20 protein-coding genes and 3 pseudogenes are annotated in these 26181 nt (G+C 64.4%); 10 read left to right on the top strand and 13 right to left on the bottom strand.

Annotated elements, in window-relative coordinates:
• Positions 1 to 418: 418 nt before the first annotated feature.
• Complete coding sequence (locus QE452_RS18735; RefSeq protein WP_309660373.1) at positions 419 to 688, bottom strand: GlsB/YeaQ/YmgE family stress response membrane protein; 270 nt, start codon at positions 686 to 688, stop codon at positions 419 to 421.
• A 160-nt stretch (positions 689 to 848) separates the two neighbouring features.
• Between QE452_RS18735 and QE452_RS18730 the strand changes: the two genes are divergently transcribed.
• Together QE452_RS18730 and QE452_RS18725 are read left to right on the top strand one after the other, a co-directional pair.
• On the top strand, positions 849 to 2309 hold the full coding sequence (locus QE452_RS18730) for a PAS domain S-box protein (RefSeq protein ID WP_309730703.1): 1461 nt from the start codon (positions 849 to 851) through the stop codon (positions 2307 to 2309).
• Between the two features lie 152 nt (positions 2310 to 2461).
• Positions 2462 to 2947 (top strand): annotated as a pseudogene (locus QE452_RS18725) (transposase); the annotation flags it as partial.
• Positions 2948 to 3009: 62 nt separating this feature from the next.
• Here QE452_RS18725 and QE452_RS18720 read toward each other — a convergent pair.
• From QE452_RS18720 to QE452_RS18700, 5 genes are all read right to left on the bottom strand, one after another.
• Positions 3010 to 3678, bottom strand: coding sequence for a recombinase family protein (locus QE452_RS18720; RefSeq protein WP_405052837.1), 669 nt, complete (start codon positions 3676 to 3678; stop codon positions 3010 to 3012).
• Between the two features lie 86 nt (positions 3679 to 3764).
• On the bottom strand, positions 3765 to 4541 hold the full coding sequence (locus tag QE452_RS18715; protein ID WP_309660359.1) for a hypothetical protein: 777 nt from the start codon (positions 4539 to 4541) through the stop codon (positions 3765 to 3767).
• Complete coding sequence (locus QE452_RS18710) at positions 4538 to 4756, bottom strand: helix-turn-helix transcriptional regulator (RefSeq protein WP_309660360.1); 219 nt, start codon at positions 4754 to 4756, stop codon at positions 4538 to 4540. Before QE452_RS18710 ends, QE452_RS18715 begins: the two co-directional genes overlap by 4 nt.
• Complete coding sequence (locus QE452_RS18705) at positions 4756 to 5232, bottom strand: DUF2975 domain-containing protein (protein WP_309660361.1); 477 nt, start codon at positions 5230 to 5232, stop codon at positions 4756 to 4758. The genes QE452_RS18710 and QE452_RS18705 overlap by 1 nt, the downstream gene beginning before the upstream one ends.
• Positions 5233 to 5552: 320 nt before the next feature.
• On the bottom strand, positions 5553 to 6419 hold the full coding sequence (locus QE452_RS18700; protein WP_309660362.1) for a LytTR family DNA-binding domain-containing protein: 867 nt from the start codon (positions 6417 to 6419) through the stop codon (positions 5553 to 5555).
• 36 nt (positions 6420 to 6455) lie between these two features.
• Here QE452_RS18700 and QE452_RS18695 point away from each other — a divergent pair, with 36 nt between their 5' ends.
• A complete protein-coding gene (locus tag QE452_RS18695) occupies positions 6456 to 7466 on the top strand; it encodes a prolyl oligopeptidase family serine peptidase (RefSeq protein ID WP_309660363.1) in 1011 nt (336 codons plus the stop codon).
• A gap of 55 nt (positions 7467 to 7521) precedes the next feature.
• Positions 7522 to 7980 (top strand): nuclear transport factor 2 family protein, encoded by a 459-nt coding sequence (locus QE452_RS18690; RefSeq protein WP_309660364.1) that lies wholly within the window; start codon positions 7522 to 7524, stop codon positions 7978 to 7980.
• Between the two features lie 206 nt (positions 7981 to 8186).
• Here QE452_RS18690 and QE452_RS18685 read toward each other — a convergent pair whose 3' ends face one another.
• Positions 8187 to 9287 (bottom strand): hypothetical protein, encoded by a 1101-nt coding sequence (locus tag QE452_RS18685; RefSeq protein ID WP_309730700.1) that lies wholly within the window; start codon positions 9285 to 9287, stop codon positions 8187 to 8189.
• A 66-nt stretch (positions 9288 to 9353) separates the two neighbouring features.
• Positions 9354 to 9683, bottom strand: a pseudogene (locus QE452_RS18680) (recombinase family protein); the annotation flags it as partial.
• Positions 9684 to 9773: 90 nt separating this feature from the next.
• Between QE452_RS18680 and QE452_RS18675 the strand changes: the two are divergent.
• Together QE452_RS18675 and QE452_RS18670 are read left to right on the top strand one after the other, a co-directional pair.
• Positions 9774 to 9926, top strand: a complete 153-nt coding sequence (locus QE452_RS18675) for a LodA/GoxA family CTQ-dependent oxidase (protein WP_309660366.1) — start codon at positions 9774 to 9776, stop codon at positions 9924 to 9926.
• A gap of 313 nt (positions 9927 to 10239) precedes the next feature.
• Positions 10240 to 10854 (top strand): annotated as a pseudogene (locus QE452_RS18670) (LodA/GoxA family CTQ-dependent oxidase).
• A gap of 235 nt (positions 10855 to 11089) precedes the next feature.
• Here QE452_RS18670 and QE452_RS18665 read toward each other — a convergent pair.
• The 3 genes from QE452_RS18665 to QE452_RS18655 are packed head-to-tail and all read right to left on the bottom strand — an operon-like array spanning position 11090 to position 12688.
• A complete protein-coding gene (locus tag QE452_RS18665; RefSeq protein ID WP_309660367.1) occupies positions 11090 to 11710 on the bottom strand; it encodes a hypothetical protein in 621 nt (206 codons plus the stop codon).
• 47 nt (positions 11711 to 11757) lie between these two features.
• Complete coding sequence (locus tag QE452_RS18660) at positions 11758 to 12051, bottom strand: DUF6916 family protein (protein WP_309660368.1); 294 nt, start codon at positions 12049 to 12051, stop codon at positions 11758 to 11760.
• 49 nt (positions 12052 to 12100) lie between these two features.
• Complete coding sequence (locus tag QE452_RS18655; protein ID WP_309660369.1) at positions 12101 to 12688, bottom strand: tail fiber protein; 588 nt, start codon at positions 12686 to 12688, stop codon at positions 12101 to 12103.
• Between the two features lie 115 nt (positions 12689 to 12803).
• Here QE452_RS18655 and QE452_RS18650 point away from each other — a divergent pair, with 115 nt between their 5' ends.
• The 3 genes from QE452_RS18650 (at position 12804) to QE452_RS18640 (ending at position 21639) form a co-directional block, all read left to right on the top strand.
• Positions 12804 to 18572 carry an Ig-like domain-containing protein gene (locus QE452_RS18650; RefSeq protein WP_309730697.1) on the top strand — a complete coding sequence of 1923 codons (5769 nt, stop codon included), beginning with the start codon at positions 12804 to 12806 and terminating at the stop codon, positions 18570 to 18572.
• A 539-nt stretch (positions 18573 to 19111) separates the two neighbouring features.
• Entirely contained in the window at positions 19112 to 19597 is a 486-nt protein-coding gene (locus QE452_RS18645; protein WP_309660283.1) for a YfiR/HmsC family protein, read from the top strand.
• A 26-nt stretch (positions 19598 to 19623) separates the two neighbouring features.
• Positions 19624 to 21639, top strand: coding sequence for a TonB-dependent receptor domain-containing protein (locus tag QE452_RS18640; protein WP_309730694.1), 2016 nt, complete (start codon positions 19624 to 19626; stop codon positions 21637 to 21639).
• A gap of 10 nt (positions 21640 to 21649) precedes the next feature.
• Here QE452_RS18640 and QE452_RS18635 read toward each other — a convergent pair whose 3' ends face one another.
• Positions 21650 to 22066, bottom strand: coding sequence for a hypothetical protein (locus QE452_RS18635; RefSeq protein ID WP_309730691.1), 417 nt, complete (start codon positions 22064 to 22066; stop codon positions 21650 to 21652).
• On the opposite strand from QE452_RS18635, the gene QE452_RS18630 reads away from it, so the two are divergent.
• Entirely contained in the window at positions 22028 to 23533 is a 1506-nt protein-coding gene (locus QE452_RS18630; protein WP_309730688.1) for a methyl-accepting chemotaxis protein, read from the top strand. The two genes, QE452_RS18635 and QE452_RS18630, sit on opposite strands and share 39 nt — an antisense overlap.
• Before the next feature lie 410 nt (positions 23534 to 23943).
• Here QE452_RS18630 and QE452_RS18625 read toward each other — a convergent pair whose 3' ends face one another.
• Positions 23944 to 25779 carry a diguanylate cyclase gene (locus QE452_RS18625; RefSeq protein ID WP_309660287.1) on the bottom strand — a complete coding sequence of 612 codons (1836 nt, stop codon included), beginning with the start codon at positions 25777 to 25779 and terminating at the stop codon, positions 23944 to 23946.
• Positions 25780 to 26181: the final 402 nt, after the last annotated feature.

Raw genomic sequence — 26181 nt, 5'->3', positions numbered from 1 at the left:
GCGCCTGATCCTCGGTGAACGAATTCGCGCCCTTGGCCGGCGCTGCGACGCCATGCGGCGCGCCGTCCTTGATCACGGGGTTGTGAGAGCCGGCCTGGGTCTGCGCCGGTGCGGCGCTGGCGAACAGGGCAACGGCCGAGGCGGCTATCAGATATCGAACCATGGAACTCTCCTGCGTGATGTTATGATGTTGATGTCGGGCGGGCGGGCAACACCGACGATGCGCGATGCCTCCACTGCCTCTCACCTTCGCGCAGGTGCGCGCTGCATGCGGCGCCTGGGATGATAGGCATGATCGGCCCGGCTGCGGCGCCTGCGGGTGGCCCGCATTCGCGGGCGGGCCCGATGATTTAGCTTCAGCGTCGGCCCGACCGTGCCGCCCTTCCCATCTGGGCAGGACGCATGGCCGGGCTTTCGATCAGCGCAGCGCGCCGCGGCGAAAGAAGTTGATGATCGCCAGCAACACCACCGCGCCCAGCAGCGATACCACCACCGACTGGATGCTGATCACGCCGCTGGTGATCGGTGCGCCGCCAATCAGCGGCGTGATGAGGAAGCCCGCCAGCATGGCGCCGACGATGCCGACGACGATGTTGAGGAAAATGCCCTGCTGTCCGTCGGTGCGCATGATCATGCTCGCCACCCAGCCGATCAATCCGCCGACGACAAGAAGTACGATGAAGCCCATGGTCATTCCTTCACATCATGATTTCGTGATCGCTCAACGGGTTGCAGCACGATGATGTTCAGATCGACGCCCGGCCGATGGTCGGAGCCATTGGTGCGCGCGCACTAGTGGCACCAATGCCGGCCGGGAACGTCGGTGCCGGCCAAGCGCTTGCAGGACCATGCCGACACCCGCTTCCTCGCCGACGCTCCGCCACCTCGAACAGCTCATGGCGCAATTGCTGGACGGGGTGATCCTGCTCGATTCCGCCGGTGTGATCCTGCGGGCCAACGCCGCGGCCCTGCGCATGCACGGGATCGATAGGCTGGAGGATCTGGGCACGACCGCCGAAGGCTATGCCGAACGCTTCACGCTCCTTTCTAGCACCGGCCGGCCGCTCAAGCGCCGCGACTATCCGCTGTTCCGACTGCTGGCCGGGGAAAGCTTCCCGGACGAGGTCGTCGAAGTGATGCCGGCGGGCGAGGACGAGGTCCGCTGGGTGCATCAGGTCCGCGACGTCACGATGGATGTGGATGGGGGAGAGCCGGACTATCTCGCCCTCGTCCTCTGCGATGTCTCCGCGCGCTTCGATGCCGAGGCGCGGTTCAAGGCGATGTTCCAGGCGAACCCGGCGCCGGCGCTCGTCGTCCGACAGTCCGACCTGCGCGTGATGCGGGCCAATCCGGGATTCCTGTCGCTGACGGGGTTCGGGGAAGACGATCTCCGCGGCAAGGCGCTGTTCGGCTTGGAGCTGCTGGGCGGCGTGGAGGATGCGAAAGAGGTCAAGACGCGGATCGAGGAGGGCTGCACCGTGCCCCAGACCGAGGCCGAATTGCTCGTCGCGGACGGATCGCGGCGGCTGGTCCTGTTCGCCGGTCAGCCGATCGACGTCACGCAGGAGGATGCGCTGCTGCTCACCTTTGCCGACCTGCAGCCGCGCCGCGAGGCGGAGGAAGCGCTGGCCGCCAGCGAACGGCATCTGCTGACCGTGTTCGAGATGGCCCCCGTCGCCATGGCGGTCACGCAGGGCGCCGACCGCTCCATCACCCGCGTCAACGCGGCATTCCGGGCCCTGACGGGATATGACAGCGCAGAGCTGACCGGCCCGGCGACGGGTCGCCCAAGCCTATGGGACGCACGCGACACGTACCACGCAGCAGACCAGCTCGTGGCGGAACATGGTACGTTGCGCCAGTACGAAGCGCGGTTGCGGTCTCGCACCGGCGAGTTGATCGGCTGCCTCGTTTCCGCCGAGACCATCAATGTCGATGGCGCGGATTGCGTCCTCTGGGTCTATCAGGATGTGACCGATCGGCGTCGCGACGAGGTCGAACTGGCCAAGGCCATCGACGAGGTGATGCAGGATACGAGCTGGTTGAGCCGATCCATCCTGGACAAGCTCGCCACCCTCCGCCGCCCCCAGACGCAACCGCCCGCCGAAGACCTGTCCCCCCGCGAGCGAGAAGTGCTCGGCCTGATCTGCGACGATCTGGACGACAGCGGGATCGCCCAGCGCTTGAACCTGTCGCGCAACACCGTGCGCAACCATGTCGCCCGGATCTATGCGAAACTGGGGGTGAGCCGGCGAAGCGGCGCCGTCATCTGGGGTCGGGAGCGCGGCATGGGTTCCCACGGCTCATAGCGTGCGATCCGGCGGCCGATAGCCAGGAGACGCGTTGGCGGTCACTTACAGCCCCTGCCCCCTCCCTGCTTCGGACCTCGTCTACCCAGGTCTGCGATCCCACGGTTTGACGGTGTGATCCTTTGGTCGGCAAGGAAGGCGGCGCACGTCAGACGGCGACCAACATGATGCGCAGCCACGGCCGCTGCCGGCGGGGTGAGCGGCTGCGGATGGGCTACCTGCACGGCCATCGCAAGACGACCAGGCTGGTCGCCGGCTGGCGCATGACCGGCATGGTCGCGCCGATGGTGCTCGACGGCCCGATCAACGGCGACTGGTTCGAGGCCCATGTCCGACAGGTCCTCATGCCCGACCTCCGACGCGGCGACGTGGTCATCATGGACAACCTGTCCAGCCACAAGCGTGCCGGCGTCCGCGAAGCCATCGAAGCCGCAGGTGGCCGCCTCATGTTCCTCCCGCCCTACAGTCCCGACTTCAACCCGATCGAGAAGGCGTTCGCCCGCCTCAAGGCCATGCTTCGCAGGGCCGGCGAACGCACCGTGTCCGGCTTGTAATCTTTCATCGGCAGCTTGGTCTACCTGTTCCAACCACAGGAATGCGCCAATTACTTCGGTTCCGGCAGCTATGACCCGGACTGATCGGAATCCGTTCTAGTCCACGATGCTGCAGTGAGGTGCCAATCGCTTCTCTCGTGCCAATGTTAGCCTTTGCGGCTCAGCACGATGAACTTACGGCAGCAGAATGCGCGGGAATCATCGCGGAGCTTGCTAGCTCGATCCGCCGTCAGCATCCCAAGACTAAGGACTGCGAGGGAGCAGATAACGCCCGATAGAGTGTGGCATTTGAGCAGCTTGGCGGCTTCGCGAACAGAAGTGCCCTCGTTTACCAACCGTTTGCCGAGCGCGATCTGGTCGGGGGTGAGCTTGGGCGGGCGGTCAAACCGGACCCCCCTCGCCTTCGCCGCTATCCGCCCGCTGCTGGTGCGCTGGTGGATCAGTTCGCGCTCGAACTCGGCGATGCCGGCGAACACCGTCAGCACCACGCGACCCACTGGCGATCTGGTGTCCGCCCAGGGCCCGGCCAGGGGGCGCAGGCCGGCACCGGCCTCCTTCAGCTTCTCGGCGATATCGAGCAGATCGCGGGTGGAGCGCGCCAGCCGGTCGAGCCGCGTCACCACCACTGTGTCATCGTCGCGCAGCTGTTCGATCATCTTGGCTAGCTCGGGTCGGGCGCGCTTCGCGCCCGACACCGTCTCCTCGAACGTCCGCTTGCATCCGACTTCCTGCAACGCGCCGCGTTGCAGCCGAAGGTCCTGGTCTTCGGTAGACACACGAGCGTAGCCGATCAGCAGGTTGCAAAAGTGCATCATAACATAGAAATCATGTAACTGACTTTTGCGATATTGGCTTACGAGGAGAACTGGGCGCTAGCGCTGCTGTCGCGAAACTTAGAATATTAGCGACGCACAGCTTCAGTTGTGATGGTGGTTACTGAGTTCGGCGTCTCTACGTCCGATCCGACCAGTGGTACGCCCGCCCCGTCAGCGCCGCGCTTCGCGATCAGATATCCGGAGGCGCTCATGACAGCTGCGAGCAGGCCGACCAGCAGTGCGTCGACGATCAGTACCGGCCAGAGCAGCGCCTTGGGCCCGACCAGCGCCAGGGCGCCCAGAACATAGTGCGGCACCATCAGCGGCAACACGACCGCCAGCGACAATCCAGCGCTCCACAGCAGCCGGGGCATCATGATCCTCGCCGATGCCCAAGGCCCGATCCGCGCATTACCGAGTGCGGCCGCGGCGATCCAAGCCGCAAGGAGCACGCCTAGGACGAAACCAGCCAGTGCCTCGCTCAGCAGCACGCCCCCGGTGCGCGGCAGCGCGAAGAGTTGAACGGCCGTGAGGATGAGCTGGAATGCGAGCACGCCAGCGAACAGGCGTGCCGCAGGCGCCTCCACGGCGCCGGCCCGTGCCGGATCGCGCCAAGCTAAAAAGCGGACGATCCAGTAGCTGGACAAGGTGAGCGTCGCGACCTTCAGCAGCCCGAAGCCGAGCCGCACGGGGTCCGCGTCGGCCGCCTTGGCAGCAACAAGGCTGGCGTACATGCCCCGGTGTACCTCGACGACATGCTGTAGCAGCTCAAACGCGACCGGGATGGCGATCAGCGCCGGGTAGGCGAGCATGAACGCCATACCCCCGGTGTAGCTTGCCTTGAACATCTGCCAGAAGGTCATGGTTCTTCCTCCCCAGGAGTGACGATGAGCAAGTCGCCGGGCTGACAATCCAGCGCATGGCAGATCGCGGTCAGCGTCGAGAACCGGATCGCGCGCGCCTTGCCGTTCTTCAGGATGGACAGGTTCGCGAGGCTGATGCCGACTGCGGCCGACAACTCGGTCAGCGTCATGCGCCGGGCATGCAGCAGCTCATCCAGCTCGACCCGGACTGGCATCAGATAGTGGCCGCCAGATCGTCGCGCATGGTCGCGCCGTGACGGAACACGCCGGCGAGAACGAAGGCGAGGAGTACGGCTAGCCAGCCGCCCAGCGCCGGAGACCAAGTTGCGAACTGGACGTGGAGGTGCGCGAACCAAGCGGTGAAGCCGCCCAGCACCAGATCCAGAAACTGAAAGGCCAGCAATGCCCAGCCGATCGCTTGCAGGCGGGATGCGTTGGCGATGGTGAACGGGTCACCCGAGCGGATCGTCCGGAGGATCGCGAGCAGGTTCGCGAACACGCGGTGCAGAACGGCAACCCCGACGATCCCGCCCACCAGCAGCAGGCGTATGGCGACGAGCACCGCAGACGCGTCGACGGCAGAACCGTATTTGGCGCTAAGCCGTCCGGTGATCGCTCCCGCGAAAGGGAAGGAAGCGAGGATGGCGATAGCGAAGGCGAGGCCGAACAGAAGGTTGGCGACCAGGAACAACCGCGTGGCAGCCCCTGAGACCGCCGTCACCCCGTCACCCTTAGCCACATGCCACCTCACGATTATCGATGCGCAACATATCGATAATCGTGATTGTATCAAGGCCAATTTCGGGTTCGGATCCGTAAGGTTGACGCCAGGCCGTCGTGGATAGTTATTCTCACTTCTCCATCACCACCTGCCCATCCTGGGAAACCGCAATCGGGAACGGGTTTCTGGAAGGGAGTAAGAGGGAGCCGTGCGACAGCCGGTTGCCGCTCCACGGTCCAACTCATCCTTGGTTTTCGAGAATGACGCCAACCGGCGCAGCCTTAGATCAGCTATGACGACGCGTCGGGGTTGATGTCGCTACTCGCATTACTGAACCAGCCCTTGTCTCTAAGATGTATGACCGCGGAACGGGCGACAGGTGCAACTGCCCCGTTCGACAATATAAGACGCATGGAGCGAGCATTGCCTTCGACGCGTTCCACGGCGTGGCTCGCGACCCACCAGGACCGATGTGTCCGCAATCCTTGCACCTGCACGGCTTTAATCGCACGGCCCAACGGCATCAGAATCAGTTCGGTGCCGGCAGGGCGATGAATGCGGACGTAGTGGTCCTCCATTTGCAGTGCCAGCACATCCCCGCCCAGCGGGGTCACGACCGGCTCGATGACGGGCGGCGCCGCAGAAGCGTCGATCGGTGCTGATACCGGGCGGCGTCGAAAAAAGCCGATGCCCATCGTCGCGATCAGTCCGATCGTCGCGGTCTGCGCGAACCATAAGGGCAGGGGCAGATAGACGTTGGACAGTTCGGGCCATATTCGGAACGCAGCCGCCCGCGTCGCCAAGGTTTCGGGAACGCTGGCGACCAGCGCCGCCACGACCAGCGTCAGCCACCACCTCCACGAGCCGGGCACTGTCCAGATGCCGGCCATCCTGTATGCCGAACCGTACAGCACAAGGCCCAACAGCATGGCACCGATCCAATAGGCGAGCAGCCGCATGGCGCCGCCATTCATGTAGCTGCCAAACGGTCCCAGGACCGCCAGCAGTGTGCCGGCAACAACAGTCAGCGCGATCCAGCGCGCCAGTGGCGGAACCGCCCATCGGGCAATGGACGCAGAGGGTGCAGACCGGATCACACCCCATCCTACCGCGACCGGGATGACGAGCGAAGCCCGTTTGCCGATCGGCGAACCCATTCGCCCGTTCGCGAATAGGCGGCTTCCGGCAGGGGCATGGCGTCGCTCATCAGGCTTCGCATCACGATGGAGTATGTCATGTCGCTACGTTTTGCCTTTGTTACCCTCCTGCTCGCGAGCGGTTCGCCAGCAGCCGAAGCCCAATCCGGGCAGGCAGGTTTTGAGCGTCAGGTGACGGCGGACGGAACCGAGATCGGTGTCTGGTATCCTGCTTCCGGCGCGCCGGTTCGCCAGCGGCTCGGCCTTTACGAGCAGGACGTGGTGCGCGGCGCGGACGTGCCGGAGGGACGGCATCCGCTAATCGTCATCTCGCATGGGACCGGGGGCGATTTCGCCGGGCACGTCGACACGGCGATTGCGCTTGCGCGCGCCGGCTTCATCGTCGCCGCGCTCACGCATCCCGGCGATAACTGGCGCGATAACAGCCAAGCGACCCGAATCGAGGGCCATCCGGTCGCGCTCAGCGCCACGATCTCGTACATGGTGCGGACATGGCCCAAACGTGGGTCGATCGACGCCAATCGGATCGGGGCCTTCGGCTTTTCGGCCGGTGGATTTACGGTCCTCGCTGCGGCGGGAGGCAGGCCGGACATGACGCGCCTTCTGGAGCACTGCAAACAGCACCCCGCGTCCTTCGTATGCACGCTCTTGATGTCACAACCCCGAACGTTATCGAGCGCCTGGCCATCGATAACGGACCCACGCATCAAGGCCATCGTCGTCGCCGCGCCCGCGATCGGCTTCACCTTTGATCGTGCGGGGCTGGCTGCCGTCCGCATACCCGTGCAGCTCTGGCGTGCCGATGACGACAAGATCCTCCCGGCTCCGTTCTACGCGGACGCGGTTCGTGCGGCACTCCCGAACAAGCCGGAATTCCATGCGGTGCCCGGTGCCGGACATTTCGACTTCCTGGCTCCCTGTGCTGACGCAGCCTCAATGCCACAGCTTTGCCAAAGCGCACCCGGCTTTGACCGGGCGGCCTTCCATGCACGCTTCGACCGGGAGGTGGTGCGGTTCTTCTCCAACACGCTTGCGAGCGGGTTTTGAGACGGCGACCGCTTTCCCATTATTCAATCCCGGTGGAAGGCATTACCGGAGCAGCATGAATCTTATCAAAGGGGGACATATGCGTTTAATGATTTGGGTGATCGGTTCGGTGGCTTTGTCGATAGCATCGATCGCAAGTGCACAGAATCTAGACGTCCAGTCTCTGATTGATCGTTTCGAAGCCGCTCGAATTCAGTACGATCCGGCTTCTCTCACAAACACCCTTGCCGCTGATTACGAGGAAATTTCACCAGTCGGCGAAGTCGACACTCGCGAGAAGGTGCTGGGATTTTACACTCCTGAATCGAAACGACCTGTGCCAGCAATGACCACCGAACCTTTGGTCATTCGATCACGCGGCGACGTTGCGGTTATTACGACACGTAAGTCATTCACTTTTCCCGAGGGAGCAGCTCGGTCCGTTCGCGTTCGTTACGTCGCCCAGCGAACGGCGGGCAGATGGCTGTTGGTTTCGGCGCAGTACACCCCAATCCCACCAGCAAAGGCGGATTGATTTACACCGCTAATCTGCTCGCATCAGGCAGGCTTCTCAGAACAACGAGTTTACCGGCGTGGCAGAAACCGTTCGCCGAACTCTACCATCACCTGTCCGGCCTGTCGGCTCCGGTCGCGCGTCGATGGTTGCGCCATGATTTCTTCGTGGACCAGGAAGATGCCCCGGAGCCGACGCCGGATGGGGGCACTCCTCGGTCTGCTACGCTACGAAGGCTGGGTCGCGCTAGTCGACCGGAAAGAAGAGACGGTCGACGAGATCATCCTCGATCTCGCCCCGGACATCACCATCATACGCTCACTGATCACGGCGGGGCGATCGCCCGCTGAAGCGGCACCGGTGAAACTCTGTTCGAAAACGTTCGCTAGCGCGCGTTGAACGCCCCTATCGGGGCGCCCCAAATCTTTTGCGGAAGCCACTAAGGGAAATGGTGAACTCCTCATCATCAAGGAATGCGGCATCGCTGATCGCGGGTTTTTCCGACGCCTTGTACGATGCGGCATAGGTCGGGAGCTGGCTGGCGGTCGCGGCATAGTGGGTGGAGAAGGGGACGCCTTTGCCGGCGTCGCGATCCGGCGCAGGTTGAGCGCCGCCACGCCCTCCTGCCGGATCGCCGTCGCTGCGGCATGGAGCAGCCGCGCCGCCAGCGGTGCCGCCGGTGCGACGGGGGCGACCGGCCGGGTCTGGGTGTCCGCCCACTCCATCACCGCTGACGATCCGGCCCCGCCCGCACAACCGCCCCCCATCGCCTGTTCGACGAGCGCGGACGTCGTTGCCCGGACCAGCAGGCGATAGGCGATGTCCTCGTGGAGGATCGTCGCATAGGCGGATTCCATGATGCCGAAGGTCACGATCGCCTCGGCCAGCGCCGCGCCGCCCTCGACGGAATCGAGCAGGTCGCGCCAGAATGCGGTCTGCACGGCCACCCCCGCCGCGATCGCGGTCGCCGCGGCGATCGGCCAGGCGTCGCCCTCGAACATCGCATCCTGCCAGACCGCGGCCCCCGGCTCGGCCGATCGCGCCCGCTCGATCAGGTAATCGGCGACGATGTTCGCCAGCCCCGCCCCGTCCAGCCGCATGCCGGCAAGGGACGACGCCCATTGCCGGTGCCACGCGCCGTCTCGCCGCACCGCTTCCTCCAACACCGCGCACAGCAGTTCGTCCCGTCCGGTAAAGGTCTGGAAGACGGACCCGGTGGATCGATCGACGGAGGCCGTCACCTTGCGCAGCGACAGCGACCGCACGCCATGCGCCGCGATGTGGAGCAGGGCCTGATCGACGATCAGCGTGGCGGAGGTTCGGACCATCTTCTTCTTTTTCCGGATCAGGGCGGCAAATGCCAGGATGCGCCTTAGACGCCGCGATCCGGCAAGTCAGGATGCGGCACGGGCCCACCGCGCCAGCAGCGTCTCGCTATCCGGCCTGATCTCCCCCTTGGACGTGACATGCCGGTACAGCGTCTGCCGTGGGACACCCGGTTCGGCGACCTCCGTCTCCGGCCTGCCCAATGCCGCCTGGGTGAGGCGCAGCCTGGCCGGTGTCATCTTGAACGGCCGCCCGTCGTGCCGGCCGCAGGCACGCGTCGATTCCAGACCGGCGCGGGTGCGCTCGACGATCAGTTCGCGCTTGAACTCGGCGAGGCCAGCAAAAAAACTCGCGAAGATCAGCCGGCCGTTGGCGGTGGTGGTGTCGATCGACGCGCCCTCAATCGCCGGGACCAAACATCTAGCGTCGAACCAGCGCTCTGCCCTCACGTAGGCGAAACAACGACGGACGCCGAACAGCGGCTGACGGTGCTGGGCAACAAGGGGATATCCGCCGGCGTCGATGGCAGTGTCGCCATTACTTTCGCCAATAATGAGGGATGGTATGACGATATCTCGGACGGTCCGGTGACCGCGAATGTGATCCTGAACGGGCAGGCGCTGGAGTTCGCGCCCGCCTGATTTGTAGTCGCTCCCCCCAATTACCGACTGCAGCGCAAGTCGGTGTGGGCGATGGGGATATGATGCGCGATGTCGCGATCAAGAGCGGTACACTCGCCGCCCCCGCAAGGCGGTCCCTCGCGTGGGACATCCTGCCGATCGTCCAGCATATGGAGCGGCTGCGGTAAACCAATGCGGGTTTTCGGACAGGCTTTGGCTGGGATAGGGTGTTCGACTTGACCAGTGCCAAGGCGATCGCCCGGCTCGGCAGACCAGTCCGGCTTATCGCGAGCAGCGTCGGGGCATCCATAACAATTTTGCGACTTCGGCACCGATGGCAACTCGCTGGTCTCCTGGCCCTGGCTCTATGGTGATGCGATGGCGATACCGCCTCAGCGCGACCACGTTCGTTCGACGAGGCGTCGCTCGTGGAGCAGGGCGACATGTTGACGCGTGCCGCGGTAGAGTTCTGTCTGGCGATGCCTTTCATCCCGGCTGCGAGATGACCTGGCCGGTGCGTGCCGCCTCGATCTACATGGCGCCGAGCCGGTTCCGCCACGCGCCTGATGGCTGAGTCGAACCACGCCAGAGCGCGGTGCTGACCCCGGATGACGTTAAGATCACCAACAGGCCACTCCATGGCCTGTTCGCCGGTGGCACCATGTGCTGGATGGCGGTGCCGTGGCAAACTGACACGAGCAGCTGCCGCTCAGGCTATCCCCCGATCTACGACCTCTATGTGCCCAGTTTTTGGCCAGCCCGAGTGCCGATCGAGGTGCTTACCCGCGAGAATTACGAGATGGTGATGGACACGTTGCGACCATTGCCAGAAGGTCGGAAGGCCTTCGCCAACAGGGAGGCGCGGATCGAGCTGCTGGGGATCGGACCAGCGATTGGAGTTGGACTCCATGCGCGATCCCGATGGTCCCGGATGGCGGCGCCACCGTGATCCAGGCATCGGTAGGGGCGATCATTCGTGGAGAGAGCGAGTAGCACATCACGCTCGGCGACGGTCGCATGATGACGGCGCGCCGGCTGATCGACGCCAGTGGGCGGGGATCATCGCTCCTAAGAAATTACGGACAACGCCGGGCCGTTCGCAAGGCCGCCAAAACCGCCGATAAAGACCAGTTGGCGAGCAGAATGATCCGCTCGTCAACCGATATTCCAAAACCCTCGACGATTTAGACGATTCGTCCCAGATAAATCATAGCCTGGTACCAGATCGTTCCGGCGTCCAAGTCCGACAATGCACTGTTACGTATCTGGGTCGCCAGCGCTTTCGCGACATCGCTCGGGAAAAGTGCACCTAGGTCGATAATGGCCAAAGTCTGATCGGTATTTGGCGTACCCGTACCAACCGTATTGCCGCTGCCAGCCCATGTCAGCGTCGATACAGCGTCAAGTGAAGCGGGCCATGGTCCCGTTTTCGTAAAAGCGATGACATAGGGTCCGCCATGCGCGGTGGCATTTTGGACAACGGCCTGGATGTAGTGCGAACTGTTGTCGTTGCTTCTCGCCTGGAGCCAGACGACGTTCTCAGCGCCGCGGTTCTGATTGCCAACATTCATCTGGATGTCGGCGGCATCATCTTCATCGCCCACTCCTCTGTAGAACTGCATCAAGTAGGTTGAGGAGCCCTTGCTTGGAGCGATCAAGGCTGGGTATGGGTTTGTTATTGCGTTAAACCACGCGAACATCTGATATTGGTGAAAGAAGCCGGCGTTGTGACCACCTCCCCCCGTCATAATATCTTGCCCGGTGATGTTAAGAATTGTAATATTTGAATATACATCGGGAGTCATATTGAAAACTCCTAGTGAAGTGAGATATGGAAAATTCAATCATGGCCTCAATTGAAGATCGCTTGGTAGAAGCGATCATTCCCTATCGGCTGAATTTGACTCACAAATATGACGTGCGGACCACCTACTCCACAATCGAATTCGTAGCTGCCATCGATTAGCTGTTGATCGAACGTCGACCTGAATATGAGCGTAAAAGATTGTCTGAAACCCTCAATCACGATAGGCGCCAGGCCTTTTTCTATGTGGTCCAGCACCACACACACATTGTTCGGGACTGCGGTGACCTGGATACGCTTTCCTACCCAAGATTCAAAATCGGATGCTTCGAGCAGTCTCATTGGATCTCCATTGCGCTCTTACATATGCGCTACAATCGCTTGGTTGGGATCACGGTCGATTTGGGAAAGTGCCGGTCATTGCGATCACCGTGATCACGGCAAGAAACGGCTGCATTAGCGAGAGGCGTTGATCTCCGCCGGCGGCACCAGTCGCTGGGGCGCCAATACCTGCGAGATTAATCGGAGTTCCCGTTGTGCCAGCGGGGGCATAAATCGCTGGATTACCCCCAGAGTCGGGGTCAGCCACATTGGCAAGGAATGCGTTAGGGGACGGAGCGCTGCTAAGTTGGGCTGGGACCACCTTCGATAGCGCGGTGAGCGTCCCGCTCGTCGTTACTGGCGGATGGATATGCGACGGCATCTGAGCGGTGGTGATTTTGGTTGTTTCGAAGCCCCCTTCCTGGCCCACAGTATATGTCGTCCCGGAGAGCGTTTTTCCCGTGCCAATCAAAGCACGACCGGCGGCATTGGGCAGGCAAAACGTTAGTCGGCCATCGCCACCGAAATTTGACCCCAGCAATGAGAAAAGACTCACATTTTGTTGGACTTGCAGCATGGAGCCATCGCAAATAGCCCAACCCTTGGGGGCAAAGTTCCAAGCCCCTTGAGCAATTTCACCGAGATATGGATCAAGCATCTACAGCGCTCCTCAGCGATAAAGCGATTCGTCGATCGCAAATAGGATTGTCCGACGATAATCTTATAGCAATGTGAATCTATCGATTCACCGCTCTTTTACCATTTTATGGAATATGTTTGCCCAACATATCTATAATGGCGGCTTGCGTTGTCGGTCCCACAGACCGCTAACTAGCGAGCACGCAAGCGGATTCTGCCTTATCGGGCACGGGGGCAATATGCAGGTGGCGAAATTCGGGACTGGTGCCAAAAACTTCGGTCATCAGGTGCATCGGTCGACTATTTTCGGTGGTCTTTGCAAAGCGCTTGCTGTGGTTGGATTTTTGCTGCTTCCCGCCGCTGCCCATGCTTCAGAAGGCTGTACCGCTATAAACAGCGGCGCTCTCAACCCGACAATGAGGGAAGACAGCACCACCTCATATACGACGAGGCCGTTCGACCCAGGCGATGTCATTAACTGGAAATATAGTGTCGAGGGCACCGGCCGAGCGAATGCCCGCTTGATCGTGAGATATCGCACTTCGACGCCTACGAACACGAACGTCGTTGATGATAATGTGATTTCGGGAACTCGACGCAGTGGTGAATATACCATAACCAGTCTTGCTCCCGTCGCACGAGCTTATACAACGTCTGTTTCAAGCACGGGCGCAACATTTGACAGCACCGCGTCCGTCGTTTGGACTGTAACATGTACTCCGGCCGGTGCTTCGTCAGCGCCGACCGTAACGGCTGTATCGCCGTCTTCCGGCCCGACCTCTGGCGGTACCAGTGTCGTTATCACGGGCACTGACTTTACCGGGGCGACGACGGTGGCCTTCGGTGGCACGGCCGCAAGCTCATTCGTGGTGAATAACGCCACACAGATCACGGCCACGTCGCCTGCCCGGTCCGCTGGCGCCGTCAACATTTCTGTTACGACGGCTGCGGGTATTGGGGCGGCCGACTCGGCTTATACCTACGTCGCCGCACCAATCGCGGGCGCCGCCAGCGCCACCGTCGCCGCCAACAGCACCGCCAATGCGGTCACGCTGGTCCTGTCAGGCGGCGCCGCCACCTCCGTCGCCGTCGCCTCGCCGGCCAGCCATGGCACCGCCTCCGCCTCGGGCACCGCCATCACCTACACGCCCACCGCAGGTTATTCGGGCAGCGACAGCTTCACCTACACCGCCACCAACGCCTCGGGCACCAGCACCCCGGCAAACGTCGCCGTCACGGTGACCGCGCCGACGCTGTCTGTGACACCGGCCAACCTGCCGGGCGGCACGGCCGGCACCGCCTATACTACCGAGCTGACCAGCACGGGCGGCACCGCGCCCTACAGCTATGCCGTCACCGAAGGCGCGCTGCCGGCCGGCCTCACCCTGTCGAGCAACGGTACCCTGGCGGGCACGCCGACCGCATCGGGCACGTTCAAGCTGACCGTCACCACCACCGACGCGCATGGCGCCACGGGCACCGCCGCCTACACCCTCACCGTCGCCACTCAGGCACCGGTCGCCGGTGCGGCCAGCGCCACCGTTGCCGCCAACAGCACCGCCAATGCGGTCACGCTCGTCCTGTCGGGCGGCACCGCCACCTCCGTCGCCGTCGCCTCGCCGGCCAGCCATGGCACCGCCTCCGCCTCGGGCACCGCCATCACCTACACGCCCACCGCAGGTTATTCGGGCAGCGACAGCTTCACCTACACCGCCACCAACGCCTCGGGCACCAGCACCCCGGCAAACGTCGCCGTCACGGTGACCGCGCCGACGCTGTCTGTGACACCGGCCAACCTGCCGGGCGGCACGGCCGGCACCGCCTATACCACCGAGCTGACCAGCACGGGCGGCACCGCGCCCTACAGCTATGCCGTCACCGAAGGCGCGCTGCCGGCCGGCCTCACCCTGTCGAGCAACGGTACCCTGGCGGGCACGCCGACCGCATCGGGCACGTTCAAGCTGACCGTCACCACCACCGACGCGCATGGCGCCACGGGCACCGCCGCCTACACCCTCACCGTCGCCACTCAGGCACCGGTCGCCGGTGCGGCCAGCGCCACCGTTGCCGCCAACAGCACCGCCAATGCGGTCACGCTCGTCCTGTCGGGCGGCACCGCCACCTCCGTCGCGGTCGCCTCGCCGGCCAGCCATGGCACCGCCACTGCCTCGGGTACCGCCATCACCTATACCCCGAACGCGGGTTATTCGGGCAGCGACAGCTTCACCTACACCGCCACCAACGCCTCGGGCACCAGCACCCCGGCAAACGTCGCCATCACGGTGACCGCGCCGACGCTGTCTGTGACACCGGCCAACCTGCCGGGCGGCACGGCCGGCTCTGCCTATACCACCGAGCTGACCAGCACGGGCGGCACCGCGCCCTACAGCTATGCCGTCACCGAAGGCGCGCTGCCGGCCGGCCTCACCCTGTCGAGCAACGGTACCCTGGCGGGCACGCCGACCGCATCGGGCACGTTCAAGCTGACCGTCACCTCCACCGACGCGCATGGTGCCACCGGCACCGCCGCCTATACGGTCACCGTCGCCACTCAGGCACCGGTCGCCGGTGCGGCCAGCGCCACTGTTGCCGCCAACAGCACCGCCAATGCGGTGACGCTGGTCCTGTCGGGCGGCACCGCCACCTCCGTCGCCGTCGCCTCGCCGGCCGGCCATGGCACCGCCTCCGCCTCGGGTACCGCCATCACCTACACGCCCACCGCAGGTTATTCGGGCAGCGACAGCTTCACCTACACCGCCACCAACGCCTCGGGCACCAGCACCCCGGCAAACGTCGCCATCACGGTGACCGCGCCGACGCTGACCGTCTCGCCGGCTTCGGGGCCGCTGCCCGCCGCCACCGTCGGCACCGGCTATAACGCCACGCTGACCAGCGCGGGCGGCACCGCACCCTATGGCTACACCGCCACCGGCCTGCCCGCCGGCGTCACCCTGTCGCCAAGCGGCACCCTCTCGGGCATCCCGACCACCGCCGGCAGCTACACCATCGCCATCACCATCACCGACGCGCATGGTGCCACCGGCACCGCCGCCTATACCCTCACCGTCGCCGCTCAGGCGCCGGTCGCCGGCGCCGCCAGCGCCACCGTTGCCGCCAACAGCACCGCCAATGCGGTGACGTTGACCCTGTCGGGCGGCACCGCCACCTCGGTCGCGGTCGCGACCCAGCCGAGCCATGGCACCGCCTCGGCCTCGGGCACCTCGATCACCTACACGCCGACCGCCGGCTTCTCGGGCAGCGACAGCTTCACCTACACCGCCACCAACGCCTCGGGCACCAGTACCCCGGCAACCGTCGCCGTCACGGTGACCGCGCCGACGCTGACCGTCTCGCCGGCTTCGGGACCGCTGCCCGCCGCCACCGTCGGCACCGGCTATAACGCCACGCTGACCAGCGCGGGCGGCAGCGCACCCTATAGCTACACCGCCACCGGCCTGCCCGCCGGCGTCACCCTGTCGCCAAGCGGCACCCTCTCGGGCATCCCGACCACCGCCGGCACCTACAGCGTCACCGTCATCACCACCGACGCGCATGGCGCCACTGGCACCGCCGCCTATACCCTCACCGTCGCCGCTCAGGCGCCGGTCGCCGGCGCCGCCAGCGCCACCGTTGCCGCCAACAGCACCGCCAATGCGGTGGCGCTCGCCCTGTCGGGTGGTACCGCCACCTCGGTCGCGGTCGCGACCCAGCCGAGCCATGGCACCGCCTCGGCCTCGGGCACCTCGATCACCTACACGCCGACCGCCGGCTTCTCGGGCAGCGACAGCTTCACCTACACCGCCACCAACGCCTCCGGCACCAGCACCCCGGCAACCGTCACCGTCACGGTGACCGCGCCGACGCTGACCGTCTCGCCGGCTTCAGGGCCGCTGCCCGCCGCCACCGTCGGCACCGGCTATAATGCCACGCTGACCAGCACGGGTGGCAGCGCACCCTATAACTACACCGCCACCGGCCTGCCGGCCGGCGTCACCCTCTTGCCAAGCGGCACCCTCTTGGGCACCCCGACCACGCCGGGCAGCTACAGCGTCACCGTCACCATCGCCGATGCGCATGGCGCCACCGGCACCGCGACCTATACGATCACCGTCAGCGCGCCGCCTCCGCCGGTGGCGGCCGATCCGGTAACCACATCGGTTGCGGCCAATACGAAGACGGAGGCAGGCCAAAGCGTCAGCCTCAACCTGTCGAGCCTGGTGACGGGCGTATTCGACGACATTCGGATCGTCACGCAACCGACCCATGGCACGGTCACGATCTCGCGCACCCTTGTGATGCGCGGGCCTGGTGGCGCACCGTTCATGGCGGCCGCACTGGCGGCATCGTCGGTCTCGATCCCGGGCCAGGTCATCGCCGTCTACACACCGAACGCGGGCTATCAGGGCACCGATACGTTCCAATATGTCGCGGTCGGTCCGGGTGGCACTTCGGCGCCGGCGACCGCCACCATCCAGGTGGTCGGCAAGGCGCCGACGGCTTCGAGCCTCACGGCATCGGCCATCGACGGTCAGACGGTCTCGGTCGACCTGACGGCCGCAGCCTCGGGTGGTCCGTTCACCGCAGCCACGATCACCAATGTGACGCCTGCCGATCAGGCCACTGCCACGATCGTCGCCGGCGGGACCATGGATGCGCGAACATTCCGCCTGGAGGTGACGCCGAAGGCGCACTTCAACGGCACGATCGCCATAGGCTACACCCTGGCCAATGCGTTCGGCACCTCCTCGGCCGCGACGGTGACCGTCACCGTCACGGCACGCCGGGACCCGTCGCGAGATGCGAATGTCCGCGCCATGAGCGATGCGCAAGCAGAGGCGGCACGCCGTTTCTCACGCACCCAGATTGCCAATTTCATGGGTCATGCCGAAACGCTGCATGGTGCCGACTGTGCGCGTTCGACGAACGGACTGCGGTTGCGTTCGACCAATCAGCTCTCTGACCGGCATGTCCCGGGGCAGTCGATCGAAAACAGTGCCTCGAATAGCGATCGGGGTTCGACCCACCGGGCCGCGACATCAGCGCGGGAGGACGTCGCTCCGCCGGCCTGCGGTGGCCGCCTGGGCCTATGGGTAGGCGGGACCATCGACATCGGAACACGCGACGCGGTCACCGGCCGCTCGAAGGTCAGTGCCACCACCTCTGGCGTGAGCGCTGGCGTGGACGTGCACGTCGCCAAGGGCTTCACCCTCGGTGTTGGCGGCGGCCTCGGTCGTGATCGCAGCGCGATTGCGGGCGGAGTGGACCGGGTGAACAGCGTGAACCAGGTACTGGCCGTTTATGGAAGCGTGGTGCCGGTACGGGGACTTTTCGTCGACGGCATGGTTGCGCGCGGATGGCTGGACTATACGCTGCGTCGTCAGGACAACGAAGCGGGGACCCTCGCCCTCGCCAACCGGAAGGGTGTTTTCACCACCGGTGCGCTGTCGTCGGGCATCGACCATATCACCGGGGCCCTGCGCTGGTCGCTGTACGGCCGAGCGGAATATCTGAACGGCCGCTTGGCGGGTTACCGTGAGGTAGGCGCAGGGATGTACAACCTGCGGTTCGACGACCGCGATCTACGATCGGTCACCGGGGCGCTCGGACTACGTCTCGCCTGGCAGCAGCCTTTGTCGGTGGGACTGCTCACCGGAAGGTTACGGACCGAGTGGATGCACGAGTTCACCAGCGGTACGCGGCAGGGCTTGGATTATGCCGATGTTGCAGGACCATCCTATTACAGCCTGATGGCATCGGGATGGGGGCGTGAGCAGTTCATGTTCGCACCCGGCATCGGCCTGACGCTACCGTCGGGTTGGGATCTTGGGCTGGATCTCGGCCTACGCATCGCCGATGGCGAGCGAGCCGCGACGACAGGAGTTCAGGTCCGGAAAAAATTCTAAAGCCGAAGGACTGTCAGCCAGGAAAGGTCCGAACGGACATTTTTCCTTCGGCTACGATGGAGGCCATGCTCGTACGACAGGTTTTCGCTCGCGCAGACGACGTCGTTCGAGCAAGTGCACAGAGGTGCTGGCGGGTGACCTGCAATTTGGGTGAGGTCAACCGCCACTCTTCAAACACGGTATCATGATATCGCTCAGCTTGAATGACTGCGACGGATTACCAGTCCCGTTAGGGGCCGCAGCCGGATGGTCTCTTTCTCCCAATCCTTCATCTACCGAGCTTGATCCGGCTTCAGGCCCCCCTATTCCTCGCGCGGGCGATAATAGGTCTGCCCGAAAGCGGGCAGACCGCTATCCACCATAATCTGGACGATCTGACCGCATGCGCTTCGCCTCGCCGGCGGCCAATTTGCGGTATTTGCGAGCGAATATAGCTTTGTAGCTCCGGCGTTAACTATTTGGATAGTCCCGCCCTGTCATGCGCAACCCATGGTGGGAGGGTGTTCGTGATTAAGCCTTGGATATGGAGTGGCTGTGCAGTGGCGCTGACCAGCGCCACGCCGCTGTCCGCTGAACTGAATGTACCGATTGCCGCACGCGTGGTGTCTTTCCTGCAGCCGCCACCCAGCGGCACGATGGCAGCCGCCATCCTGTTCGAACCCGGCAATGCCGCCTCCGAAGCGGAGGCAAGCGCCATTGAGCGCGCCATCGGCAATGGCTTGGCCGCCGGTCGCGGCGCCATCCGGGTGCGGCGGGTTCCGATCGGGGCCATGGGGGCGTTGAGCGGCTATCATGTGGCGTTCGTGACGGCCGGTCTGCGGTCCCAGCAAGGGGATATCGCTGCCGTCGCCGCGAAATCCTCGGTGCTGACGATCTCGTCCGATGCCGCTTGCGTGCAGTCGGCACGGTGCGTCGTCGGCATCAGCACGGTGCCGAAGACCCAGATCACCGTCAGCAGGGCTGCGGCGCGAGCCGCCAACATCCGCTTCGGATCGGCATTCCTCATGCTGGTCAAGGAAATCTGATCATGTCGGCCTCGACCCGCACCCCTTTGCTGCACGGCCTGCTCGCAGCTTCTGCCATTCTGGCGCCTGCCGTCGTTGAGGCGCAGGCCGTCGATTATCAGGCCTTGCAGGAAACGGTCGGCGAGCCGGTGACCACCAGTGTCACGGGCAAACCCCAGCGCGCATCCGAACTGCCTGCATCGGCGATCATCATCACCCGTGACGACATCGCCAAATCCCCCGCACGCGACGTTCCGGGCCTGCTCAAGACCTATGCCGGTATCGACGTGAACCGCTGGACCGCGGGTCAGACGGATGTCGCCGTGCGCGGCGGGGTGCAAACCTATAACGCCCGACTGCTGGTGCTGGTCGATGGACGTCAGGTCTATCTTGATCACTACGGCATGACCGATTGGAACCTGCTCAGCGTCCAGCTGGAGGAGATCCAGCAGATCGAACTGGTCCGGGGACCAGCCAACGCCCTGTTCGGCTTCAACGCGGCAAGCGGCGTCGTCAACATCGTCACGCGACGCGGCGGGCAGGCGCCGTCCGCAGTCGCAACCGCCGAAATCGGCAATCACGGCATCGGCAAAGTCTCCGGTTCGCTCCTGCTGCCCGTCACCGCGACGATCGGGCTGAAGCTGGCCGGCGCGCGTGCGCGCGAGGATGAACGCGCGATCCCCGCCACGCTGCTGACCCCGGCGATGACCAATGCCGTCGCGAGCGACCAGCTCACCGCCGATCTGACCGGGGCATTGGGCGGCATGGACCTGACGCTGGGCGGCGGGCATGCCGATAATCGTCAGGTCGAATATCTTCCGAGCCAGTTGCTGTCGAACCAGCGTTTCCGCAGTGACAATATACATGGCTCCATGGCCCGTGACACGAACTGGGGCGGGCTGACGCTGGGCGGCTACGTCAACTGGCTGGACGCGGACTATGGCGTGGGCGCCATGGCGGATGCGACGGCACCGATCACGTTCAAGAACCGCATCATCGTCGCCCAGGCCTCGTCCCTGATCCGGTTGGGCGCCGCGCATACGCTGCGGGTCGGAACCGAGTATCGCAACAACAGACTGCGGTCGGAATACCAGTTTTCCGATCGTATCTCCTATGACGTGGCATCGGCCAATGCGATGCTCGATCTGCACCCGACGGAGGTGATCTCGCTGACGGCGGCCGGACGTCTCGATCGGCTCTGGCTACACCAGTCGGGTGAAATCGCCCAACCCGCCTATGACGATCCCGCCGCCTTCGCGCGGGCCTTCACGCGCTTCAGCTTCAATGCGGCATTGCTCCTTCACACCGGAGCGGAAGGCCTGCTGCGCATCAATGGCGGTCGCGGATATCAGCTGCCCTCGCTGGTCGATTTCGGCATCCGCCTGCCGATCGTCACGCCGTCCCCGGTCCCCATCTATGTCGCGGGCTCGCCTCGAACCAACCCCGTGGCGGTCTGGAGCGGCGAGATCGGGTATTCCCATCCGATAGGGCAGGTGAAGCTGGAGGCGACGGCCTTCGCCACCCGCACCAAGAACGCCATCGCATCGCCCGGCGACGGCCTGCAGACCGAATTGTTCCTGACGCCGTCGCCGTCGCTGGTGGCCCGGTTCCAGGCGGTCGGCGACTTCACCACCTATGGGACCGAAATCGCCGCGTCGGGCAGCCTGGCCAAGCTCGTCTGGCGGGCGAATTATACCTGGACGCATAGCGACGACCAGCTCGCCGGGACGACGCTGCCGATCCCCTTCGCCCTGTCGCCCGCATCGACAACGCCGGAGCATAAGGCGAACCTCACCCTGACCTATACGACCGGTCGCGTGTCGGTCAGTGGCGTGGCGCGCTATACCTCGGCCACGCGACAGTTCGCGTTCTCGACCACGCCGCGACTGCTGCTGTTTCCGGTCGACGATGCCGTCGCCGTTGATGGACGTGCAGCGATCCGTCTGACCCCGGCGGTCGAACTGTTCGCGGCTGTCGAAAACCTGACACTGGCGCGCGGCGCGGCCCTCTCTCCCATTCCCGCGGACCGACGCGCGCGCGCAGGAGTACGCCTTGCTCTCTAAGCGTCTTCGATCAATGACCGGGTGGCGCGAGCGTGGGTGGACCGTCAACGGCCACGCCCGGCGGCAGTCGAAGCTCACCGCCTGCTTCGAGCAGCGGTTGAGGCTGGCCGACCGTTCGATCACGCACAAGGTCGCGGCAACGCCGGCGATCATGCTCATCCTGTTCGTCGCGATGGCCCTGACCAGCACTGCCGCCCTGCTGTTCGCGGGTCAACGCGTGGACCATATCGTCAATCGCGATATCCGCGACATCGGCCAGTTGAACAGCATCACCCGGCGTTTCGATGCGGTGAACCTCAGCGTCTATCACTTGCTGGTCACCAAGGCGGCGACGCCTGCCCTGACGATCGATCGCCAGATTGCCTCCATCCACCGCGACCTGGCGGGCGTGCGCGGCGACCTGCTGACCTTCCAGCGCAACCACCATGCCCAGGCCGCATCGCTGCAACCGGCGATCGTGGAGCTGGAGCGTTACTCGGGCACGGTCGACGTGCTGACGTCGATGCTGAGCATCGACTTCGCCAGCACGGCCGCGATGATCGATCCGTTCCGCCTCAACGCGCAGCGGATCGACGCGCAGATCCGCCAGGTCGCCGCTGGCGGGATCGGGCGTGCCGAGCACCGGGCCATGGGGGCGTTGTTCGCCACCCGCCTCACCATCGCCATGCTGTTGCTGGCGCTGGTGGTGAGCACCGCGATGAGTCTCGCTCTGGCCTATGTGGTGGGGCGATCGATCGTCTCGTCCATCACGAGCATCGCGGCCGCGACCGAGGCGGTATTGGATGATCGCGACATCGACTTTGTCGAACTGCAACGCCGGGATGAGCTTGGCCTGGTCGTCACGGCGCTGGCATCGTTCCAGGCCGAGCGCACGGCGGCCAGGCTGGTCGCGCATGAGGCGGAGGAGATGCGCCGCCAGGCATTGGCGCAGACGGAGCGTCAGACCTCCGCGATCGCCTCGGTCCGGGAGCAGGCGCGCCTGGATCGCGAGGCCACCCTCACCAGGCTCGCCGAGGCGTTCGAACGTCAGGTGACGGGCATCATCCGCAGCGCGCAGGACGCGATGGCGCATCTCGAAACGAACGCTGCGATGCTGCGCAAGGCGATCACCAGCAGCCGCGACCTGGCGAAGAAGGTCGACACGATCTCCAAGAGCTTCGCCAGCGAAATGATCGAGGCGGGCCAGGAGACCCATTCGCTGGCGCGTGCCTTCGACAGTATCGACCGGGAGATCACGGACACCAGCCTTGCCGCCAAGTCGATCAGCGAACATGCCCGCGATGCGCGCGAGACGGTCGCGCTGTCACGGCAGCAGGCCGAGAGCATCGAGCAGATCGTCGGCGTCATCACGGCGATCGCCAAGCAGACGAACCTGCTGGCGCTGAACGCCACGATCGAATCCGCGCGGGTCGGACCAGCGGGCGCCGGCTTTGCCGTTGTCGCCGCCGAGGTGAAGACCCTGGCGTCGCAGACCGGCGACAGCGCCGGTGATGTCCGCGGCAAGATCGAGGCGGTCCAGGGGCAGATCCGCTCCGTGGTTACCAGTACGGAGAGCCTGAGCACGCTGATCGACAGCATGACCGACGGGGCGGGCCGCGTCGCGGCCATGTCGCGGGGGCAGACCAGTGCGATCGAGCAGCTCAATGCCCGCATCAGCGCCGTCGAGGAGCGTAGCCAGGTCCTGGCCGAGGCCGGCATGGAGATACGCACATCCGCGGACTCGAACCTCGTATCGGTACAACAGGTTCAGGACACCGCCGAAATCCTGAAGCGGACGCTCGAATCCCTCGCGCTGGACGCCCAGCGTTTCACGAGAGACCTGCTGCATGGCGAGCGGCCGATCGATATCCAGCCGAGGCCCGTTGATAGGGATGAAACCCAATCCGCATTGTGAGCGGTGATGGATTGTCCTGATTCGCGGACGGGTGGATGATCGGCGGGGAGTCTCCGGTAATGTGCATGGATGGGAATTAGCGGCCGCTGGTGTGGCTGCCCGGCCGATTGCAGCCATCGACGCCGATCTACACCCCATTCAACCACTGGTTTCGTCACTGCTTCTGGCTCAGTTTGCCCGACGCAAGCGATCGGACGATCCCGGGGCGGGTGGACCACGAAGAAACAACGCTCGCCGATGTCGTCGGCCGTCTCTACGTTGATGCCGACGCCAGGCAACGGCAGCGACATTAAAGCCGTGCCCGCCCTTCTCAGGCGCGCCGAACGGGACCGCTCACCTCTCAAGCGCTAGCCTGAGCGGCGGTTCAGGCAATCCCCATGCGTCAGGCCTGTGCGTGACTCCTAATCCCCTCAGGCGGCCGTTTGCTGCGCCTCGACAAGGCTGACCTTGGCGCGGTTACGACCTGAGCGCTTGGCGTCGTAGAGCGCCGCGTCCGCGGCCTTGATCAAGCTCGTACCGTCGCGATCCATCGCATCGGTCCAGGTTGCGATCCCGAACGACATGCTGGTGGCGCCCAGCCTCTGTCCCCCGGCGCGGATATTGAGTTCGGCGATCGCCAGCCGCACCTGTTCGACCCGGTTGAGCAGCGCCGTCGCATTCGTGCCGGGCGCGATGATCGTGAACTCCTCGCCGCCATAGCGGCAGACCACGTCACCGTCGCGGAAGCGATTGCGCATCTCCGCCGATACCGCCTGGAGAACCGCGTCGCCGGCATCATGCCCAAATTCGTCGTTGAAACGCTTGAAGTGGTCGACATCGCACATGACGAGGCTGAGGGACTGGCCGGACCGCGATGTACGCGCGATTTCCAGGGCGAGCGCTTCCTCCATGTAGCGGCGGTTGAACAGACCGGTCAGGGGATCCCGGATGGTCTGTTCGCGCAGTGATCGCTGCAGCCGGTGATTGACCAGCGCCGAGGCGATGTTCTCGGTCAACACCGTCAGCCGGAAGCGGCTCTCCGCCGGCACGCGTCCGCGAAGATAGAGGACGCCGATCACCTCTCCGCCGGCAAGCAATGGCTCGCAATGGTAGCGCTCTTCCGCGGAGGCGTGACCGCAGACGATGTCGGCACCGGCCTCCGCTACGCTATGGCTGCGACCCCGACGCAGCGCCCAGCATTCGTCCGGCGGAAATCCATCCGGGTTGAGCGTCAGGCCACCCCAATGGGCGATGGGGACCAGGAGGTTGCGCGAGTTGTTGTGGGCATAGAGGGCGCCCGCAAGATCGGGCAGCACGCGGGGCACGAAGACGCGGATGATCTGCGCCAGCTCGTCATCGGTCCGCGCCGCTTGCATGCGGTGCGCCATGCCGCCCAGCAACTCGATCACGTCGTTGCGCTCACGCAGCGCCTCGCCCTGGTTGTGCAGATCGGTATTGGCCACCTGCAACCGCTGCTCGCTGGTTGCCTGGTCGGCAACCGCCAGTTCGAGACGGTCCGCCATGGCGTTATATTCCCTGGCCAGCAGCGTGAACTCGCGCGACCCCATCCCATCGGCAATGCGCGCCTTCCGCCCCTGCCCGAGATCGGTCATCGCCTGCATCATCGCGGCCAGCGGTCGCCGGATGCCGCGGATCAGCAAAGCGCAGGACAGCAGGAGGAGGATCGCGACAATGGATGCGCCCGCCAGCGCCAGCCGCCTGCTGCGTGCCAACCGATGTTCCGCCGCCTCGACCCGCACCGTCTGCAACGCCCGCTCCTCATCGAGGAAGCCTTGCGTCCGAACGGTGATCGCATCCATCAGTTCGCGGCCGACCCCGCTTGCCACAAAGGCGCGCGCGCCGGCGAAATCTCCTGCCCTACCCAGATCGAGCGAATGACGGAGCGCCATGGATCGCTCCGCCATCAACCGGGCGATCTCGCGCGCACGGGTGTGCTGAACCGGATTGTCCGTCGTCAGAGCTATGACCCGGCTCATATTGACGCCTGCGTTCTTGATGCATTCGTTGAACGTCCGCGCATAGGCAGGGTCATGGGTCAGGATGAAACCGCGCTGTCCCGATTCCGCCTCTCGTAGATCGCCCATCGCTTCATCCGTCGTCTGGATGATCGTTGCCGAGTGGGTTACCCAGCGGAAGCTCCTGCCGGTCTGATGCGCCGCATCGGACAACAGCCACGCCAAGGACGCGAGCGCGACGACGACGACGAGCGCGAGGGCGCCGATACGAGTGTAGAGAGACGTAAACACCCGAAACGATTATATCGATTTGGTTAGCAGCAGATTAGCAGGACGCCTCTGATTCGTCGGTTCGTCGCTGGGCGGGTCCCTCGATGCGTCACGAGACGTGGTGCCGATCCGTCCGGCCACGCAGCCTTGCTTTCCAACCCAGCGCTGCGGACGACAATGCCGATGACAAACGACCGTTTTACCGATGATCTGCTGAATGCCCTCGACACCGTCGATAAGGCTTGGCGACTCCCGACAACCGCCCACACTGATATGGCCTGAGACATGCGGTATCTCAACAACGGGAAAATATCGGAGCGCTGAACCAGAACGGCGAGCCATTCAGCTCACAGCCTTTATGAATCGATCGGTGAACCCTTGTCGAAATCGCGCGATCTTCCAGGTCTTGCAGTAATCTTTCCA

The organism is Sphingomonas sp. SORGH_AS_0438, from assembly GCF_031453475.1.
In the GTDB taxonomy this organism is placed as follows: Bacteria; Pseudomonadota; Alphaproteobacteria; order Sphingomonadales; family Sphingomonadaceae; genus Sphingomonas.
The sequence above is the reverse complement of the archived record's forward strand: the minus strand, read 5'-3'. Positions and strand labels throughout refer to the sequence as shown.